The sequence below is a fragment of the Bacillus sp. AFS055030 genome, assembly GCF_002574545.1.
Classification (GTDB): Bacteria; Bacillota; Bacilli; order Bacillales; family Bacillaceae_G; genus Gottfriedia.
Window position 1 is genome coordinate 73,283 of sequence record NZ_NUGT01000034.1, and the last position, 20,865, is coordinate 94,147.

Sequence of the window (20,865 nt, forward strand, 5' to 3'; positions counted from 1 at the left end):
TTCATTATTTTTAAGGGAAAGTTTTTAATTTGAAAAAAGTCAATCTAATCATTTTACTTTCAAAAAGGGTGTTTGAACCATCTTCTCAATATCATAAACACCCTTTTTGATGTTGGAATTAAAGAGTAAATTGTACTGCTTGTTATTTTATTTCTTTACAACTTTGACAACTGTTGCAGAACTTTCATTTCCAGTTGAATCTTTTGCATAGACTGATATTTCTGTACCAACTTTTTGTTGTTTAATTTGGATCCTAAAATTCCCTTTCGAATCAGCTTTTCCAGTTGCAATGGCAACACCATTGATTTTTACAGTAATCGTTGCATTCGCTAATGTTGTTCCTGAAATCTTTGGATCATTTTCATCGATTTCGTTAACATTCGGTTTATTTAGTGTCCATTTTGCGTAAATTGTTGTATCACTCGTTACTTTATCTGTTGCAAAATTCCATATTGTTTGTCCTGTTGCATCCTTGAACCATCCGGCAAAAGTATAGCCTGTTTTTGTTGGCACAGTTGGCTGAGAAATCATCGTGTTATAGTCTGTTTTGATCGCATTTACAGCACTTCCACCTTGGCTATCAAATTTAACTGTATACGAGTTAATGCTCCACTTAGCAAATAACTCTGTATCTGCAGTTACTTTATCTGTTGCAAAATTCCATGGTGTTTTTCCTTCCGCATCTTTATACCATCCAACAAAAGTGTATCCAGTTCTTGTTGGCGCTGTCGGTGCTGTCATTGTCGTATTATAATCAACTTTCTTAGTTTCTACTAAGCTTCCATCTTGCTTGTTAAATTCTACTGTGAACTTATGAACTGACCATTTTCCATAAAGTGTTTTTGCAGAATAGATCGAGTTTGTAAAGTCCCAAGGAATTGTACATGCTTCATCTGCAAACCAACTTAAATCATATCCATAAGCAATCGGTGCAGTGATTCTTCGCACGACAATTCGATCTTTTGTTGCATCTTTTACTTCAGCTGGAGCACTATTTGGTAGTACAAAATGAACATTATATCCATTTACTACTTTTTGTACAACAGTCACATCAGCATACTCTTTAGCTTTAATTGTAATCGTATAATCTTTAGCTTTTGTGAATAAACCTTGATTTAGAGTAATCAGACGATTTTCTTTATCTACAGTGTATTTCGATGCGTCTATTGGGAGACCGTTGACGTTAATGCCAGTAATCGCATTTGCCCAGTCTTTGTCACTGAACTCTAATACGATATCATTACCTACTGCATTATCCGTTGAATCAGCTGTCACAACAGAGCCAGCTAAAGCATATTTCGCATAAAGTGTAATTGGTTTTGTCACAATCGTATCAAAATCATATGGCATTGTTAAATTTTCATCCGTGTACCAACCATAGAATTTGTATCCCACTTTTGTCGGATCAATTGGTTTTGTTGCATTTCTGTCAACAATTTGAGCTGAAACTGGATCTCCACCATTCGAATTAAATGTAACTGTATAACCAATTACTTGGTCAACAACTACAACATCTTTATATCCTTCTGAAACAATCGTCACATTGACTTTTTGTCCAACTGTGAATAATGCTGCTTTAAGGATGATGCTATTATTAGTGATTGTGTAGTCTTTATTCAGTTCTAATGTTTTCGCACCAATTTTCACATCTTTGATGTTATCTTTCCATGTCCCATCATCTGTAAACGGTAATGTAATATCGCTACCAACAATGTTTCCAGCAACATCTTTATTTACTGTAGGTGGAACTTTAATCCAACATAGATAGAAAGTTGAATTATCTGTTAGCACTTTAGGATTTGTCGTAATATCTGACTTCTTATCACTTGAATTTGCTGCATCCAAATATAGGTCATTACTAATCGTTAAATCACCATTTTTCACATGTACTGAACCCATACTCATAGTTGGTGCAGTTGTTTTTCCATTGACTAAAGTATCGGCAAAGAATGTGTCATTTGCATTCTTTAACGAACCGCCGTTTAAATCAATATGACGTCTATATCCAAGTTGAATACCTGGAATTGTAACATTTTCACCTGTTGTCGATGTTACAGTTAAATCATATCCTTTTACCCCACCAATATTTCCAAGTGATGGCATTTCACTGAAAGCAAACTTTTCACCTAAATTCGTTTGACCTGCTTTAACAGCTTGATCATGTGTAGCTGTTGTGAAAGAAAGAATCCCATTACTTCCGTTAGATGACAAGTCATAAGTACTTGGGTCTAACGTATAAGTTGTTGGTGTCGTATCTGTTGAGCCATCGCTCTTCATCGCATAGAATTTCGCTTCAATTTTTGCAATTTTATCTTTACCTGTTAACCAAGAAACATTCGTTAAATAATCTGGGATATTGATTTTTAAATCGCCTTCTCCTAGTACCCATCCTATTCCAGAAACTGCCCCGTTACTTCCATCGAATTTTAATCCATTAGGATTGTTTTTATCAACTGGTGAATAACTTTGAGTTGTGTTCATTTGCCATTTTGCATAAACGGTTGCGTCTCCTGTTGCAGGGAACGATTGTGGATCCCACTGTGTTATACCTTCTGCTTCATTATACCAACCTAGGAATTTATATCCAGGTTTAGTTGGTGCAGGTTTCATGAATGAGATTAATTCACTATTCGGACCATCCGTTCTACTGGATCCTGCCTTGAATCCTATCGCCATTGGTTTAATGGCTGTCCCTCCTTGGCTGTTAAACGTAACACTATATCCAACTGGTTGTTGACCTGTGTAGACTGGATCAGAACCAGCAATTACATCCGGGTAAACAGTGCCATCTTCACCTTGTGAGCCAATTGTAAATTTGTAAAGTTGTGGTAAATAACTTGTTCCACCAGGATTTACAGTTGCAGCATTATAGGTAGCACCATTTTTCGGATCTAGTGTTGAATTCGTCATAAATGTTTTCGCATTAAACGTAATTTTTCCTGGTTGACTAATATCGTAATATTTTTCATTTGTATCTGGATTAATTAAATTACTAATATCCATACTCTTACCACTATTCGTTGTTACAATTACCTTATTGATTCCGTTTCTCCACTTCGCATCTTCTGGGAAAGTTAATGTTAAGTCCTTCCCAATATGCGCTACTGCTGGATCCGTAATAATTGGGATTGCAGGCGTTGGAATCGGTACCGATGATACTGTTAGAGATTTTGTTACATCTTGATAGCCTGTCGCTTTTACTGTAACTGTGTAATTCGTTGCCGTCGGGAATAATGAACCTGGGAACGTAATTTTTGATGGCATAGTTTGCTGTACACCATTCGCGTCATAATAAGTGTACCCTGGGTTGATTTTAACTAAATCCGTTACATCCGTTGAGCCTAACATAATTTTTGTAATTGATTTTCTCCATACTACATCATCAACGAACACCGTGCTTGAAGGTGACATTGAGATTGTTGCTCCATTTTGCAAGTCTTGTAACTTTGGTGCTATGATGTTTTCTTGTGCTGGAGCTGCAAAATTAAGCTTTTGCATGACTTGCTCTACTGTGTCATCTTTATTTAACGTGATTGAACCCGCATATTGAGTAGTTATAGTTGTATCTTGTTCTACTTTTGTTTGTGCTGCTGGAACATCTAGCCCTGCATCAATAGCACTTTGATTTTGTTTACCAAAGTTTTTAAAGATGAAATAGAAGTCATTATAATCAATTCCATAACCAAATCCACTTGGCTTAATCCAGTATATATCTGCATCACGGTTCGTGTTTAAGAATGCCGTTTTGTTTGCTAGTTTATTATCTGGATTATTCACATTATTTAAGTTTTTATATTGATAATACACATCGATTTCTTTCAGTAAATCCTTCATGTCGATAACGTTATCACCGTTAACATCTCCACCTAAAAGGATCGGGAATAGACCTCGAATATCCTTTATAGTACCTGATTGATAACCATATTTATTTTCACCAATTACAGGTGTTTTTTCATATCCTTTAAAATGGCCTGGTACACTTGCTTCAACAGAATATGGCTTGTCACTAACACCCATCGTCAACGCATAATATGGGTTGATAAACGTATAAGCCATTGTATTATTAAATGATGTCGGTTGGTCCGTTGTATATTTATTCCCTTTATCATCCGTAGCAGTTACCTTCGCACCAGAATCAACCGTAAATTGTGGATATTGGTTGTTTACGTTATTTCTAGAGAAAGATTCCGCTGCCACTTGTCCTCTAAGTACAGAGATGTTCTGTCTTACATAAGGTACATTAGTTGGAAACCAAGCGACTTTTGTATTTTCACCTGACAAAGTTAAATTCGCTTGTAGTAATTGATACGGGAATTGACCTGTTATTGGATCAGGGTTGTTATAAGTCACATCTGCTTCTATTATTGGCATATCATGGTCAAGAGCACCCTCTGATGCAATATTTGAAAGCGTCACATCTGTTGTTTTACCCTTTTGATAGATTGGATGAACATATGGTTCACCTACAGTAAGAACTTTAGTTGGATCTATTCCCTTATTAATAAGGTATTTTTTATAATCCTCTGTTAAGCGGATATTACTGAATTCATAAACACTATTATCATTCAGCATAAATTTACCGCCTGTCATTCCTACTCCATACTTTGTTGTCAATGTCATCTTGAAAGGTTTATTATTATCAACAACTACCTTATCTTCGGTACCTGGTCCTGCATCTACTCCATTAGATGAAGTTAGCGTGACATACGGATTTCCTTTTTTAATAAAATAATAAGTTTGTCCGTTTAAACTGAAGTCACTCTCACCTGAATAATCAACAGGATCAATATCAAATTGACTTCCCATTTTATTTGCAACGTCCTCAGCCGTCACACCAAAATGGAAACGACCATTCGTATCGGTTTTGAAGTAGACTGTAGGGAACATACTGTCTTGATAACCTACAACACTATTCAAGCCTTGATCAACAGGAACTGGTGACCCATCCTGAGGGCTTGGCACTGACGTTTCCCCGTTAGATTTCATTACCTCTATGTTTGAGTCATAAACTTTACCACGGAAACCTTTAATTTCTTGTCCAGGTAGATACCCTGTCGGATCAATTTCATAAATCCCGCCCTTAGAGTCTGAATCCATCGTCATAGTTGGTGGTGTACCGTCAACATATAGCGTATCTTCTGCAGTATAACGTTTTCCATCTTTACCATTTGCGATCAACTCAAGAGAATATGCGCCTTCTTTTAAAACTTGTACTTCGTTTGAAATACCAGATGCGTCATACGTACCATCGTATTCCTTTGTAAATGGAAGATACCATCCATTAAAAAGAGTTATACGTGGGCCGTATTGAACACCAGGGATGATACCACTACCGTTGGATAAGGTGTTAGCTACCCCTATATATTTTCCGTCTTTGTTTTTTACTAGAATATAGTAGTTATCCATTTCGTTATTTACTGAGAAGTTATAAGCAGAAAGATTTCCTACACTAGTCGCTTTTAACGCGACTTGGAAATTATTAATACCTTTTTCAGCAACTGTAATCGTAAACGGAACGCGATAAGACTCTGTTGAATCAGCAGTGTTTACTAGGTTAATATACCCTTCGTAAGTGCCCTCTAATGAATTTGACGGAACTGTAATTTTTGCTGTTGCTTTAACAGTACTTCCACCGCCAACATTAATGTTTGTCACATTTTGTCCACCGACAGTAAAATCAACTTTTACATCATTTCCAGTGCCTGGACCCACTTTATTCGATCCAGCAAATTTTGTTGAAATAAACTCAGTACTTACTTTAAATGTTTTACTGCTATTTCCTTGGTTAGAAACATTAAAATCTTTTGATGAAACCACATCATCTGAGCCGTTCGTTGCACCTTCTCCTCTTCCTTTAAAACCAAAGAACATGCTTCCTGTAAGGTTTTCAACCTCTTTCAGAGTATTATCTGAATCAGCTGCGTATGCTTTATCTAAAACTTGGATTTTTACATTTGTTCCAATAGCACGAGCAGGATCAACACGTCCAGCACCTACTTGGTAAACACTATATTTCTTTGAATCTGTGTCAATACTTTTAGCTGTATTCATTAATGCTGCTTTAACATCTGCAGGCGTATAGTCAGGATGTGCAGCTAAAATTAATGCTGAAATACCAGCAACATGTGGTGTTGCCATTGATGTACCAGACATAATCTGATAACCAAGTTTATAATCATGTTCTTGATTTGGCTCCCAAATATCGAATGGAGCTGTTGAAGCAATATCAACACCAGGAGCTACTACATCTGGCTTAATCGTCCAATCTTTAACTGGACCTGTTGAGCTAAAGCTTGCTAATTCATCTCCACTTTTACTAATAGGAGCATCAAGAGTAGAAGGGAATGTAATGCTAGCCGTTTTAGGATCTTGTTTAATTGCATCAGAAAGAGCTTGTCCCTGTACTTGTGTTAATGAGATGGAATAAACATTATCGATGCTGACACCTAAGAAATTAGGAATATATCCTTGCGTATCCGAATCATCCGTATTATCCCAGATCACCATACCTGCTGCATTCGCATTTTTAGCATTTGTCATTTTTGTCTGTAAGTAATCCCCGCCACGTTTTACTAGAACAAGTTTACCTTTCACATCAATTCCACTATAATCTGCTTCACTTCCTAAACCAACATCAACGATTGGAAGTGTTTGACCTTTATAAGCATCGTCTGATTGTGAAAAGTTTTTCCCGAATAAACGTGCTTTATAAGAAACTGAACCATTCTTAACGGTCATTGTTGCAATTTCTTCGGGGATTGTACTTGCACCTACAGTAATTGCTAGTGGCGAAGTTCCCGGTGAACCAACTGTAGCTTGTCCAGGGCCACTATTACCTGCAGCAACATCACACACAACTCCAGCTAAAGTAGCATTGTTAATGGCAATACTTGTTGGGTATAGTGGATCATTAATTGTTGCACCAAGTGATAGGTTAATAACATCCATTTGATCTTTTACAGCTTGATCGATCCCACCTAGTACTGATTCTGATGTTCCATGTCCTCCTGGTCCTAGTACACGATAACCATGAAGCTCTACATCGGGTGCTACCCCATTTGCGGAATAAACATCGTTATTATCCGTCGTGTTTGCTGCAATCGTTCCAGCAACATGAGTTCCATGCGAAGTAATATATGGCTTATAAGTTGAAGGTGGTGTTCCCCAAACTGAACCTGGATTCGCCTTATCAGCTACCCAATCATCATAAGTCGTTTCCATAGGGTCATGGTCATCAACGTATTTTATATTTCCTTCTGCATCAAATCCTTCATTATTAACTAGGTCATGTCCACCATATAATTTTCCATTTTCATCATGTGTAACTTTATAAAGATCAGGGTGGTTGTAATCGATACCTGTATCCAATACACCCACTTTAACCTTCTCACCAGCACGTGGACCTTTTTTAATGATACCTGTATTCCCTTCAGCTTGAAGCTTGTCTATCCCTAAAAATGATAACCCTGTTGTAGGCTTACCAGCAGATTTTGCTGTCATTGATTTTTGAGAAGTTGAAATTCCTTCATCAGGTAAGGAATATTCTACTTGAGACCAGACAGCCGCTACATCTGGACTTTCTGCAAGTTTTTGAACTAAATTTGCAGGTAGTGTTAATGAAACGCCATTGAATGCATCTGTAAATTCTCGTGTTATACTGATTTCTGTTTTAACAGTTTTCCCGCCAACAATTGTAGTTTTAGGCTGTTTATTTAAAAAGCTCTTAAAGTTTGCATGTGAATCTTTAACTTTATTTTTAGCATCTGAATATTCGCTATCAAAAGCCTGACTATTCGCAGTTGCTCCACCTTTAGCTAAAGATTGCTTAATGATTTGTATTTTAGCTGGATCTTGTTTAAATTGAACGATAACATTAACCTTTTTTGAACCGATTAAATCCTTTTTGTCTAAACGGATTTTTTCAGCTTGATCTGCTCCAGTAAGCTTATCAATATTTGCTTTTTGTTCAGCAGTAAGCCCGTCAAGAATACGGTTAACTTCTTTTGCACTAAATGTATTACTAGATAAACCTTGTTCGTTTAGTTTCGCTTCAGCATTATTAACACTTGCGAAACTTTGAGGAATCACAACATTTAAAAACATCGAACTTAAAGCAAAGATCGAAAGTATTTTTTTTGTTGGCCTCTTACTCTTATGAGACGTTTTTTTCTCTTTCATGTTTTCCCCCCCCAAGTATAAACAAATAATAAAAAATTCTATTATTTGCCCGAATTACATAAATTTAAGAATTAAAATTTTTCTAAAAACTTAAATTTAAGTAAATTTTACTGCATGTATTGCTTGTCTTGTATTGGGGAAATTTAGCGATTTATACTTCATTTTTTTACGTATTAAAATTGAATAAATGTAGTTTCTTGACGTAAACTGTAGATATTTATCCTAAAAAACCTAATAAACTATGAAATTTTTGTAAATTTAAAATTTGGGGGAATTTGAGGTTTTTTATTAAAAAAATCAAATAATTTGAATATTCCTATTTTTGGCAAAAAAAGCTATCAAACTTTTAACAATAAAAGAATGATAGCTTTCTAATTAATTTAGTAAGTTTTTAATCTCTTCTTAAAAGTAAAGACTCTTTTCCTTAATTGTTTATTTTCTCAAATGATACGGAACCGTCGTAACGACTACATCTTTCTGACTAATCAACCAAAGTCGAATTAAAAGTGCTGTTTGGTTATGAAGAAGATTATGCCACCATCTCTTAGGAATAAATTGTGGAATGACAATTTGGATGTGGCTATCTTGATCATTTGCTTCAATTAACTTAATGAATCTTGAAAGAGGTGCAAGTACTGAACGGTACGGGCTTTTTAGAACGACTAAGCGACATGGATTACCCCACTCTTCCCATTTTTCTTCCATTCTTTCAATTGATTCATCATCAAATCCAACATAAACAGCGATTGGTTCTGTTGAAATCCCCTTTGCAAATGATAATGTATTGTGAACGACACGATGTGTACCAGAAACTAATACAACTGTTATAACTTTATTTGCTTCTGGTTTAAACGAACTTAAATCGATCCGTAATTCGCTTGCTACATTTTGATAATGTTTATAGATTGCTAAAGATAAGAATATAATTGTCGGAATTACGACTAAAACAACCCAAGCACCATCTACAAATTTTGTTACTGCAAAGATGACCGTAACAACAGACGTAACCATAAAACCTATTATATTGATCGCTAATTTAACTTGCCATTTAGAACCTTTCACTCGCTTCCATCTTCTTATTAATCCTAATTGTGCAATTGTAAATGATAAAAATACACCGATTGCATACAGTGGTATAAGTGCATTAGTATGAGCTTGGAATGCGATGATTAAAATACTCGCAGCAGCAGCAAGCGCAATAATGCCATTAGAATATCCTAAACGATCACCTCGGTTTGTAAACCCTCTAGGTAAAAACCCATCCGTTGCTACTAATGCAGCTAACTGAGAAAACCCAGTAAATGACGAGTTCGCTGCTAAAATTAAAATAATAAAAGTGAACCAAATGATGCCTTGATATATTATCCCATCACCAAAATACACCTTTATTAATTGTGATAACATCGTATCATTTGGGTTCGGTGAAATTCCGTTTACATATAAATGATAAGCAAAGCCTAAAAGTGTAATTGAAGTAATGACTCCTAGTGCTATATATGTTTTAATCGCATTTTTTTGACGAGGTTCTCTAAAAACTGGTACTGCATTTGAGATTGTTTCAATACCTGTTAAAGCAGAACATGCTGAACTAAATGCTTTCAGTACAATTAAAATACTTAAACCTTGTGGTACTGTACCAAACGTCGGTGTATGGTGTTGTATAAAACCATTTTGGAATTCGTCAAAAAATCCTGTAAAAATCAAAAGAAACATACAAATCATAAAGCCAAATGTTGGCCACGCAAATATTTTAGCTGATTCGGCAACCCCACGTAGATTGACAACTAATAATAAAAAAACACAAAATATCGCTAAAACCGTTTCATAAGGCACAACTGCTGGGTAAGCTGATGCCACTGCTTCAAGTGCAGCTGATACTGAAACCGCTACAGTCAAGATATAATCAACTAATAATGAGCTTGAAGCGATTAATGAAACCCAACGAGGTTTAAAATTGTCCTTAGCAATTGCATAAGCCCCACCACCATTAGGATAAGCTAAAATCCCCATAATGTAGGAAAGAATAAGAATTCCTAATAAAATAACAGATGCGATTGTAATCGGTATAATATACCAGTGTGCTTTTACACCTAGAACTATCAACTCGGTCATTCCAGCCTCTGGTCCATAAGATACGGATGAATACAAATCAGCTGCAAGAATTGGCAGGGCGATGAACCAAATCAATTTATTATGTTGTGCATGTATTTCAGCTGTCCTCATAGGTCTACCAATAAATACGCGTTTTACGCTATTAAAATTTGAGATTGAATAATAAATCCCAAAAATCGCTAAAATAAAAAGTCCAATTTCTATATATACGGACGGATGATACATAAATTTTTCCCCTTTTCTTATAAAAACAAATGATTTATTGGCAATTAATTACCAATTTTTACTTTTTTGCATACAAAAAACACTAAGCTTTACTTAGTGTTTAAAAACAATACTAAATAAACCCCCTTCTTTAAATGCTTACGAGGTTAGCTGTCGGATTCGGGATTAAAGAATACCCCTACCTTTACAAAAAAGGATTCACCCCAATAAAGAAATGGTTCCCCCGCTCTTTTTAAGATTAAGCAACTATGGTTTTGAAATAGAGAAATATAGAATTTAAATGTAAATATATAACTTTAGGATAAATTTGTAAAGGGACTTTTTTTAAAATTTACAATCGAATTTTAAATTATTTTTAGCGTACTTGATTCCAAATGATTCGTTGAGTCTGATCCTTAGATAAAGTGTTCGTTAATACCTTTTGCACTTCTGTTTGATTAAACGTAGAATATTCTTTATTAGCATCTGACCTATTCGTTTCGTACCCTGTCAGCAAAATAGAAAATCCACATCCTACTACTAATGATAAAATTACTTTTTTCATTTTGTTTTCTCCTCTCGATTTTTTTCAAATAAAAAAACCATGACCAAATGGCCGTGGTTTGACGTTTGTTTTTAAACGTAAGACCAGTCAAAGGAAATTCATACGACTAATTAGCGTCCATGATTCCAAATGATCTCTTTTGATTGATCAACTGCTACAATGTTTGTTAACACGTTTTGTACCTCAGTTTGATTAAACATAGAAATCTCTTTATTAACTTCTGACTTATTCGTTTCGTACCCTGTCAGTAAAATAGAAAATCCACATCCAACTACTAAAGATAAGATTACTTTCTTCATTTTGTTTTCTCCTTTCATGTTTTATAAATATAAAAAAACCATGACCAATGGCCGTGGTTTGACGTTCGTTTTTAAACGTAAGAACAACTCTATCATGATAAAAACCACTCGTCAAATGGTGATTTTTGGAATTACTAATGTAAACGATTACTTGAAATGAATGATTTTTAAAGGTGTTTTTTTGGAAATCGTTTACATATTTTATCAACTTTTCATAAAGAAAAGACAACTAAAAAATAGTTGTCTCAAACAGTTTTATTAATGTATTTTCAGGCTAATAAATAGGCCTAATAAAGTAAATAATAGGACAGGAATCGTTAATATGATTCCGATTTTTAAATAAGTGCGATATGAAATTTTGATCCCTTTTTGGGATAATACGTGTAGCCATAATAAGGTAGCTAATGATCCAATTGGCGTCATCTTTGGTCCTAGATCCGAACCAATTACATTTGCATAAACCAGTCCTTCTTTAATAAGATCTGATGTATGGATATTTTCAATAGCAAGTGATGCAATCATAACAGTAGGAAGATTATTCATAATTGCAGAAAGAATGGCTGAAATAAACCCCATCCCTATCGTTGCAACCAGTAAGCCTTGATGCGCAACAGAATCAATTAAATGAGCTAATGCATTTGTTAAACCAACATTTTTTAATGAATAGACAACTATATACATTCCTATGGAAAACACAACAATCGTCCACGGTGCTTCTTTTAATACCTTTTTTGTATTTACAACCTTACTTCTTCTCCCCATGAATAAAAAGATAATAGCAGCACTTCCAGCAATAATCGAAACCGGAATTTCAAGTAATTCTCCAATAAAGTATCCCGCTAATAATAACAATAGTACTAACCAAGAAATGTAAAACATCTTTTTATCTTTAATGACATCCTTTGGAACCTTTAAATTTCCAAGATCATAATTTTTCGGTATTTCTTTTCGAAAATAAAAATACAATACCAAAATACTAGAAACTAGTGAGAAGACATTTGGAATGATCATTTCACTCGTATATTCTAAAAAGCCAATTTTAAAATAATCAGCAGTGATAATATTCACTAAGTTACTTACAATAAATGGAATTGATGTTGTATCTGATATAAAACCACAAGCGATAATAAACGGAAAGACCATTCGTTCATCCAATTTCAAGCTACGAACCATTGCTAAAATGATTGGGGTAAGAATTAGCGCTCCTCCATCATTTGTAAAAAAAGCGGTAACAATAGCTCCGAGAACATTTATATAAACGAACATCTTGATCCCGTTTCCATTTGCTGCACTTACCATATGCAAAGCAGCCCACTCAAAAAAACCAATTTCATCTAATATCAATGAAATGATAATGACAGCTATTAATGCAAATGTCGCATTCCAAACAATACTTGTTACTACGACGACATCATGGAGATCAACAAGCCTTAATATGAAAGATAAGGCCGCTCCTCCGAATGCGATCCAACCAATTGAAATGTTTTTCGGTTGCCAAATGACTAAAATAAGAGTAATGATAAAAATTAATGATGCAAGAATGATTGAAACCAATTAACAATACAGCCCTTCTAATTTAACTTTAAATTTCAAATTTCATTATCGCATGAATAATTAAAGTTTATCTAGTATAAAAATATTAAAAAAACCTAAGCTTTTTTTAATTTTGGAATCGTTTTTTATAAACTTTTATTTTTACTTATTAAGGAGCACAGTTCATTTCTTTAAATGAATAGTGCTCCTTTTAGTTAGATAAAAAGGATCGTTTATGTATCTAACAATTTGTCTAATCGTATTAGGATAATATAGTCCCTTCAGTAATATTAATAAGTATAGTTACAAAAATGAGATTCCATAATACTAGAATATTGAAAGTTGGTGACAATTTAATGAATGATAAAACCGTAAAAGTAAATCATTCTACTTCTCTTTCTAAAGAAGAGCTTCTTGAATTAGACCAAAAGTATGTATGGCATCATATGTCGCCTCACAATCCAAATCCATTGGTTCTTGTTTCTGGTAAAGATAGTACAGTCACTGATCTTGATGGGAAAAATTATTTAGACGGTATGTCGGGATTATGGTGTGTGAATGTAGGTTACGGTCGTGAAGAAATTGCTAAGGCAGCAGCTGACCAAATGCAAGCAATTCCTTATGTTCCAATGTCACAAGGTAATGTTCCTTCCATCTTATTAGCTGAAAAGTTAAATGAATGGTTAGGTGGAGACTATCGTATTTTTTATTCAAATTCCGGATCGGATGCTAATGAAGTAGCTTTTAAGATTGCTAGACAATTCCATCATCAAAATGGTGAGCCTTTACGTTATAAGTTTATATCTAGATATCGAGCATATCATGGCAATTCGATGGGAGCTTTAAGTGCTACTGGTCAAGCTAATCGAAAAGTGAAATACGAACCTCTTTCTTCGGGTTTCCAGCACGTGGCACCACCTTATTGTTATCGATGTCCTTTTGGTAAAACATATGGAGATTGTGGCATCCAATGTGCAAATGCAATTGAAGACGTCATTAATTTTGAAGGCGCTGAAACGATTGCTGGAATGATAATGGAACCGGTTATAACTGGTGGAGGAGTGATTGTACCTCCTGCCGAATACTTAACAAAAGTTCGTGAAATTTGTGATAAATATGGCATTTTGTTAATCGTTGATGAAGTAATATGTGGCTTTGGCCGATCTGGAAAACAGTTTGGACATCAAAACTTCGGTATAAAACCAGATATCGTCACAATGGCTAAAGGAATGACAAGTGCCTATTCACCTCTTTCAGCAACTGCAGTCAGTAGTAATCTATATGAAGTATTTAAACAACAAGGGACAGATCAACATTTTCGTCATGTTAACACATTCGGAGGAAATCCAGCCTCATGCGCAGTTGCATTGAAAAATTTAGAAATCATTGAAAGAGAAAATTTAATTGAGCGTGCAGCTTATTTAGGTGAAAAGCTCCGTAAAAAATTAGATCGTTTACTAACTTATAAAAATGTTGGGGACATCCGCAGTTTTGGTTTTATTGCAGGAATTGAGATGGTTGAAGATAAAAAAAGTAAAAAACCTGCTAGTCCAGACTTGGTGTTAAAAATAATCACTGAATGTAAGGCAGCGGGACTAATAATTGGTCGAAATGGAGATACGGTACCAGGCTATAATAATATCCTTACTCTTTCTCCTCCATTTACAACATCTGATGAAGAGCTTGATTTTATCGTAACTACATTAAACAAAGCATTCTCAAAACTATAAACTTTCGGGGTGATATTCTTGTCTACACAAACTAATATAAAGATTTTAAAAAATTTTATAAATGGTGAATGGATTGAAGCTTCACCTAATGCCAAAACAATCCCAGTTCCAAATCCTGCTACTGAAGAACTATTAGCATTTGTACCTCTCTCAACTAAATCAGATTTAGAAACCGCAGTAAAAGCAGCAAAAAAAGCTTTTACTACATGGAGTAAAACCCCTGTTCCTAAAAGAGCAAGAATACTATTTTCATATCAACAATTACTAATTAAACATTGGGATGAACTTGCTAATTTAATCACGATTGAGAATGGTAAAAGCTATAATGAGGCATACGGAGAAGTTCAACGTGGAATTGAATGTGTAGAATTTGCTGCCGGTGCGCCGTCATTAATGATGGGGAAACAATTACCTGATATTGCGACAAATATTGAATCAGCTATGTATCGATATCCTGTTGGAGTTATTGGGGGAATAACACCTTTTAATTTCCCAATGATGGTACCTTGCTGGATGTTTCCATTAGCAATTGCCTGTGGAAACACGTTTATTCTAAAGCCTTCCGAACGTACGCCACTACTTGCAAATCGTTTAGCAGAGCTCTTTACCGAAGCAGGTCTTCCAAAAGGTGTATTCAATATTGTTCATGGTGCACATGAAATTGTAAACGAGTTACTTCAAAACAAAGATGTTCCGGCCATTTCATTCGTAGGCTCTCAACCAGTAGCAGAATATGTATATAAAACTTCATCTGCAAATGGTAAGCGAGTTCAAGCTTTAGCTGGTGCTAAAAATCATAGTATCGTTTTACCAGATGCAAATTTAGATGAAACAGTAAAACAAATTATCACAGCTGCATATGGTTCGGCAGGCGAAAGATGTATGGCATGCTCAGTTGTTGTAGCAGTAGGTGAAATTGTCAATCCATTAATAGAGAAACTAAAAAAGGAAGCTAATAACCTTACAATTGGAAATGGATTAGATGAAGATATATTCCTAGGCCCGGTCATTCGAAAAGAACATCGCGAACGAACAGAACTATATATTGAATGTGGAATTCAAGAAGGCGCAACTTTATTACGTGATGGTCGAAATGATTTAATTCGAAAAGAAAAAGGCTATTTTATTGGGCCTACAATTTTTGATCACGTCACTCCATCAATGAAAATTTGGAAGGAAGAAATTTTTGCACCAGTGCTTTCGATTGTTAGAGTAGATTCTTTAGAAGAAGCAATTGAGCTAACCAACAAATCGGACTTCGGAAACGGAGCCTGCATCTTCACAGACAGTGCAGCAAGTATACGATATTTCAGGGAGAATATTGAAGTAGGAATGCTTGGCGTAAATATCGGCGTACCTGCACCAATGGCTTTCTTCCCATTTTCTGGCTGGAAAAACTCTTTCTATGGTGACCTACATGCAAATGGTGCAGATGGGGTCGAGTTCTATACAAGGAAAAAAATGATTACGAGTAGATTTGATTAAATACAATTGGGCTTTTCTATTAGTTTAGGAAACTGACTAATGGGAAAGCCTTTTAAATAGAAAAAAATCGCATAAACCGTTAGTAATGACGGATTAGATGCGATTTTCCATTTATTTTAATGATTTACTCTATTAGGATAATCCTTTTTAATTTTTTTGCGATTCTTCGGTTCTATCAAATTCACAAATTAATCCCTAACTGCTTAATAATCAACGTTCCAAAATACTTCCGGGTATCTGCATTCATTATGTGAAGCGTTATAAACCTCTCCTCTTCATCTTGATTTTCAAAGTCAACATAGGCACCGTCTAGCGTTTCTCTAACATTTTTTATCTCGTAGCCTTTTTTTATAAGGGAATCTATTTGATTTCTCTCGCTTAAAAACTCCTTATATGTTGACAATAGCTACTCATCCCCTTTTTTACTAATCTTCTATTATACTAGTTTCACCATATTTTTTTCTCTTTAAATATTGTCCACTACCTGCATTACCTACAAATTGCTTCTCTTTTATGACAAACTCTCCACGAACTAGTACACTCACTGGCTCTCCTTTTACTTCCATCCCTTCGAATGCGTTATAGTCGACTGCCATATGGTGCGTTTTTGAGGAGATTGTTCGTTTACTATTCGGATCAAAAATAACTAAATCCGCATCTGAACCAACTGCAATTGTTCCTTTCTCGGGGTACAATCCAAATAGCTTTGCACTTCTTGTAGTGACAATGTCAACAAACTGGTTTAATGTTATTCTGCCTTTTTTAACGCCCTCAGAGAACAAGATACTTACTCGATCTTCAATCATTGGTCCCCCGTTTGGAATTTTTGAAAAGTCTTCACGGCCTAGATCCTTTTGACCTTTGAAGTCAAAAGAACATTGATCGGAACCTAACGTTTGAAGATTTCCATTTCTTAATGCATTCCATAACACATCTTGGTTCCATTTTTCGCGAAGTGGTGGAGACCAAACGTATTTTGCACCTTCAAAATCAGGTTTTTCTAGCATGGATTGATCAAGTACTAAGTATTGTGGGCATGTTTCTCCCCATATATCGATCCCATTATTTCGGGCTTCCGTTATTTTTTCAACAGCCTCTGCACAAGTAACATGAACAACATATAATTGTGAATTTGCAAGTCCAGTTAATGTAGCTGCTCTTCCCGTCGCTTCCCCCTCTACTTCAGGAGGACGTGTTAATGCATGATAAATAGGTTCTACTTTTCCTTCAGCTAATGCTTGATTAATTAAATAATCGACAACATCTCCATTCTCCGCGTGCACCATTACTAATGCCCCATATTCTTTTGCTGCTAAAAGAGTACGGTACAAGGTCGCATCATCAGCTTGAAATACATTTTTATAAGCCATAAATACTTTAAATGAAGTAATTCCCTCATTTTCGATTACTCTAGGTAACTCTTGAAGTACCTCATCATTTATTTCGCCAATCATAAGATGAAAACTATAATCAATCACTGCTTTATGTTTTGATTTTTCATGCCATGTTTCGATTGCTTTTTGGAGTGGTTCTCCTTTATTTGTTAAACAAAAATCAATAATGGTTGTTGTCCCACCAAAGGCAGCGGCAATCGTTCCTGATTCAAAATCATCTTTTGTGACGGTTCCGCCAAATGGCATATCTAAATGTGTATGCGGGTCTATTCCACCTGGAAAAATATAATGATTTGTTGCATCAATCATTTCAGCGTCCGTACAATCTAAATTTAGTCCAATTGCACAAATTTTATCATCTTCTATTAAAATATCAGCCTTGTAAATATCCGTTGCAGTAACGATTGTGCCATTTCGAATAATTTTCTTCATTTTCTTTTTCTTCCCCCCTTTAAAATTGAATATTGATTAGAACGTGCTAATCTATTTAAGGCTTGTTGGCGATCATTCCAAGTCATCGAAGGCTGTTTATTTGGAATCTCTACCATGTTAATGGCATCTTCAACTGGACAGACTATTTTGCATAAATTACATCCTACACAATCTTCCTCCCGAACTTTTAAATAAGGATTTCCGCTTTCATCTACTAACATATCAATACATTGGTGAGATGTATCTTCACAAGCAATATGGCATTTATTGCAGTTAATGCATTCCTTTGGATCAATCCTAGCAACTACTTGGTAATTTAAATCTAAATTTCCCCAATCTGAATATTTATGAACGGATTTACCTACCAGCTCCGTTACTGAGGAAAGTCCTTTTTCATCTAAATAATTATTCAATCCGTCAATCATATCTTCCACTATGCGGAATCCATGGTGCATTGCTGCCGTACATATTTGAACGCCAGTCGCTCCCATTAATAAAAACTCTACTGCATTTTGCCAATTCGAAATGCCACCAATCCCGGAAATTGGAACTGATATACGCGGATTACGTGCACATTCTGCCACCATATTTAAAGCAATTGGCTTTACTGCAGGTCCACAATATCCACCATGTGCTCCCTTCCCAGCAACATGAGGAACCGTATTCCAAGAATCTAAATCAACTCCCATTAAACTGTTGATTGTGTTAATCATACTGACTGCGTTCGCTCCACCTCGAACTGCCGCTTCAGCCGTAACAGTAATATCAGTAATGTTTGGCGTTAGTTTGACAATGACAGGTGTTTTCGCAACTTCTTTTACCCAAAAAGTTTGTTGCTCTACTAATTCAGGAACTTGACCAGATGCAGATCCCATTCCTCTTTCTGCCATGCCATGTGGACAGCCAAAGTTCAGTTCTAATCCATCAACACCAACATCCTCTACTCTTTTCACGATTTCATGCCACTTATATTGTTGTGGTTCAACCATAAGTGAGGCGATAATAGCTCGATCAGGGAATCTTTTTTTCGTTTCATAAATTTCTTTTAAATTTACTTCAAGAGGTCGATCAGATATTAGTTCGATATTATTAAACCCTGCAACTCTTTGCCCGTTAAAATTAATCGCAGCAAATCGTGAGGAAGTATTAATAATTGGTTCCCCTAACGTTTTCCAAACTGCCCCACCCCAACCAGCTTCAAACGCACGTTGGACTTGATAACCCGAATTTGTAGGAGGAGCAGAAGCAAGCCAAAATGGGTTAGGTGATTGTATACCTGCAAGATTGATACTTAGATCTGCCATAAAAGAAAACCTCCTTTTAAGTGTTTAATTGTTTATGGATCGCATAAGCTACTTCTTTTCCTTGTTGTGCCGCAGTGACTACCATTGCTTCACCTAGCCCTTTTCCAAAAATAACATCACCACAGGCAAAAACTTTAGGATTAGACGTTTGAAATGATTCTTGGTTAACTTTCACAACACCATCTTTGTGTTCTAAACCAAATTGCTCGATTAACTCTATATAGCGAGTTTGCCCGATCGCTTTAATGACTCCATCTACCGGAATTGTAAAATTGGAATCTGGAATAAGTACAGGCCTGCGGCGGCCGTCTTTTCCTACTTCACCTAATTCCAATCGCACACACTCAAGTGCAATTACTTTTCCGTTTTCACCTATTATTCGTATTGGTAATGTTAGCCATCGGAATTCTACTCCATCTTGCTTAGCGAAATCATATTCAAATTGATAAGCGCTCATTTCCGATTGCGTCCTACGATATAAAATTTTGACATTGCCTGCTCCTAAACGAACTGAGCATGTCGAAGCATCAATTGCTGTATTGCCCGCTCCGATTACAGCAATGTTTTTACCTATGAACCGATTGGATAATTCCCCTGATTTCGTCTCTTTTACAAAATCAATCGCATCGTATACTCCGTCCAAATCCTCCCCTTCAATATCTAGCATCGGAACTTTCCCCATACCTATAGCTAGTACGACCATGTCATAGTTTGCTAATACTTCATCTGAAGAAATATCTGAACCGACTCTAGTATTCGTCTGGATCTTGACATCCAACTTTTCAATTTGTTGAACTTCCCAGTTCGATATACTCTTTGGTAACCTAAAAGAAACGATTCCATAACGATTTAATCCTCCAGCATGATTTTGGGCTTCAAAAATCGTTACTTCATAGCCTAATAAAGCAAGTTCACGAGCAGCTGCTAAACCAGAAGGACCACTACCAATGATTGCAACTGTTTTCCCGTTCTTTTTTCCAGCCTTAAATAATACTTGATTATTTTTTATCGCCCAATCAGTTGCATAACGTTGTAAATTACCAATCATAATTGGTTTTGTAGAATGATTAAGTACGCATGCACCTTCGCACAATTCTTCTGTAGGACAAACCCTGGCACAGCTTGCTCCAACAGGATTAGATGACATAATTGTTTTAGCTGATCCCTTTAAATTGCCAGAAGCTATTTTCTTTATAAATGAAGGTATATCGATCCCAGTTGGACATGCTTTAATACATGGGGCATCATAGCAATAAAGACATCGATGTGCTTCTTCAAATGCTTCCCGTTCCGATAACCCAGGATGTACTTCTTCAAAGTTCTTCGATAAATTCTCTAACGAAACTCTATTCACTAACAACACCCTCCTACTTTGGCTACATAGATACTTTTTAAGAAAGTCATTTTCTTTTACATTAATAGTGCAGTAAATTAACAAGCATAAAGATGTATTCAAGTAAGAACAATCAAGTACAATCTTTCTTAATAAGGTAAAACTTTTTCTAAAATTGAGGTATTTCAATATATGATTAAATAGATAAATTTAGACATGTTTATGTAAGGGGTTGTCAGTGTTTCATTCATGAAAAGTGAACCTTTGGATACCTGTTATGAGGAAGAATCTTTCTA

11 protein-coding genes and 1 riboswitch are annotated in these 20,865 nt (G+C 35.6%); of the genes, 2 read left to right on the forward strand and 9 right to left on the reverse strand.

All coding sequences use genetic code 11. The features are described from left to right. Positions 1-147: 147 nt before the first annotated feature. From CN925_RS14235 to CN925_RS14255, 5 genes are all read right to left on the reverse strand, one after another. Positions 148-8,178, reverse strand: coding sequence for an InlB B-repeat-containing protein (locus CN925_RS14235; protein ID WP_098846886.1), 8,031 nt, complete (start codon positions 8,176-8,178; stop codon positions 148-150). Between the two features lie 432 nt (positions 8,179-8,610). Beyond that, positions 8,611-10,515 carry an APC family permease gene (locus tag CN925_RS14240; RefSeq protein WP_098846887.1) on the reverse strand — a complete coding sequence of 635 codons (1,905 nt, stop codon included), beginning with the start codon at positions 10,513-10,515 and terminating at the stop codon, positions 8,611-8,613. 120 nt (positions 10,516-10,635) lie between these two features. Next, a riboswitch (cyclic di-AMP (ydaO/yuaA leader) is annotated at positions 10,636-10,770 on the reverse strand. A 100-nt stretch (positions 10,771-10,870) separates the two neighbouring features. Next, a complete protein-coding gene (locus CN925_RS14245; protein ID WP_098846888.1) occupies positions 10,871-11,059 on the reverse strand; it encodes a hypothetical protein in 189 nt (62 codons plus the stop codon). Positions 11,060-11,169: 110 nt separating this feature from the next. Then, entirely contained in the window at positions 11,170-11,358 is a 189-nt protein-coding gene (locus tag CN925_RS14250) for a hypothetical protein (protein WP_098846889.1), read from the reverse strand. Between the two features lie 258 nt (positions 11,359-11,616). Then, on the reverse strand, positions 11,617-12,912 hold the full coding sequence (locus tag CN925_RS14255; RefSeq protein WP_098846890.1) for an arsenic transporter: 1,296 nt from the start codon (positions 12,910-12,912) through the stop codon (positions 11,617-11,619). A 335-nt stretch (positions 12,913-13,247) separates the two neighbouring features. On the opposite strand from CN925_RS14255, the gene CN925_RS14260 reads away from it, so the two are divergent. After that, positions 13,248-14,621, forward strand: a complete 1,374-nt coding sequence (locus CN925_RS14260) for an aspartate aminotransferase family protein (RefSeq protein ID WP_098846891.1) — start codon at positions 13,248-13,250, stop codon at positions 14,619-14,621. An 18-nt stretch (positions 14,622-14,639) separates the two neighbouring features. Next, positions 14,640-16,106: a CoA-acylating methylmalonate-semialdehyde dehydrogenase gene (locus CN925_RS14265; RefSeq protein WP_098846892.1), complete on the forward strand. Its 1,467-nt coding sequence runs from the start codon at positions 14,640-14,642 to the stop codon at positions 16,104-16,106. Between the two features lie 181 nt (positions 16,107-16,287). Here CN925_RS14265 and CN925_RS14270 read toward each other — a convergent pair whose 3' ends face one another. From CN925_RS14270 to CN925_RS14285, 4 genes are read right to left on the reverse strand one after another with little or no spacing between them, the layout of a single operon-like run. After that, complete coding sequence (locus CN925_RS14270; RefSeq protein ID WP_098846893.1) at positions 16,288-16,509, reverse strand: hypothetical protein; 222 nt, start codon at positions 16,507-16,509, stop codon at positions 16,288-16,290. A gap of 22 nt (positions 16,510-16,531) precedes the next feature. Beyond that, a complete protein-coding gene (hydA, locus tag CN925_RS14275) occupies positions 16,532-17,932 on the reverse strand; it encodes a dihydropyrimidinase (RefSeq protein ID WP_098846894.1) in 1,401 nt (466 codons plus the stop codon). Then, the gene (preA, locus tag CN925_RS14280; RefSeq protein WP_098846895.1) at positions 17,929-19,236 is read right to left on the reverse strand and encodes an NAD-dependent dihydropyrimidine dehydrogenase subunit PreA; all 1,308 of its coding nucleotides are present in this window, start codon (positions 19,234-19,236) and stop codon (positions 17,929-17,931) included. The genes hydA and preA overlap by 4 nt, the downstream gene beginning before the upstream one ends. A 16-nt stretch (positions 19,237-19,252) precedes the next feature. Further along, complete coding sequence (locus CN925_RS14285; protein WP_483295199.1) at positions 19,253-20,590, reverse strand: NAD(P)-dependent oxidoreductase; 1,338 nt, start codon at positions 20,588-20,590, stop codon at positions 19,253-19,255. Between the last annotated feature and the right edge of the window lie 275 nt (positions 20,591-20,865).